The sequence below is a fragment of the Knoellia subterranea KCTC 19937 genome, from assembly GCF_000768685.1.
In the GTDB taxonomy this organism is placed as follows: domain Bacteria; phylum Actinomycetota; class Actinomycetes; order Actinomycetales; family Dermatophilaceae; genus Knoellia; species Knoellia subterranea.
Genome location: NZ_AVPK01000028.1, coordinates 1 through 664, shown reverse-complemented (window position 1 = coordinate 664; position 664 = coordinate 1). Strand labels below are relative to the sequence as shown.

Here is a 664-nt window from a genome sequence, read left to right as displayed (position 1 = left end):
GACAGAGCCCCGGGGAGTGGTGGGGTTTGGGTGACGGCGCGGCGTCCTGACTAGAGGGGCCACCGGCGAGATTCTCGATGTGTACCGCCAAGCACGCATCGAAGGAGATCTCACCGATGGCCTTGTCCCAGTCTGCCTTGTCCGAGCTGCAGGAGGTGTTCCGCTCCGGCGAGGGCACTGATTTCATTCGCGAGTGTGTCCGGGTCGCGATGCAGGAGCTGATCGACGCCGAAGCCACCGCGGCGATCGGCGCCGGCCGGTACGAACGCACCGAGTCCCGGGTGACCGAACGCAACGGGTCGCGCCCGCGGCTGTTGACCACTCACGCCGGCGACATCGAGCTCGCGGTGCCCAAGCTGCGGGCCGGGTCGTTCTTCCCGAGCATCCTGTCGCCGCGGCGCCGGATCGACCAAGCCCTGTATGCGGTCGTGATGGAGGCCTACGTGCATGGGGTCTCGACCCGCAACGTCGACGACCTGGTGACCGCGTTGGGTGGGACCGGGATCTCCAAGTCCGAGGTGTCCCGGATCTGTGCCGGGCTGGACGAAGCGGTCGGCGCGTTCCGGACCCGACGCCTGGACCATGTCGAGTTCCCGTACGTGTACCTGGACGCGACCTACCTGCACGTGCGGACCGAGCACGGCATGGTCGTGTCCAAGGCGGT

General features: G+C 67.6%; 1 protein-coding gene. It reads left to right on the top strand.

Going from position 1 to position 664, the window contains the following annotated elements; all coding sequences use genetic code 11:
* Positions 1 to 116: 116 nt before the first annotated feature.
* The coding region (locus tag N803_RS17170) for an IS256 family transposase (protein ID WP_035907578.1) at positions 117 to 664 on the top strand (548 nt) is incomplete at its 3' end.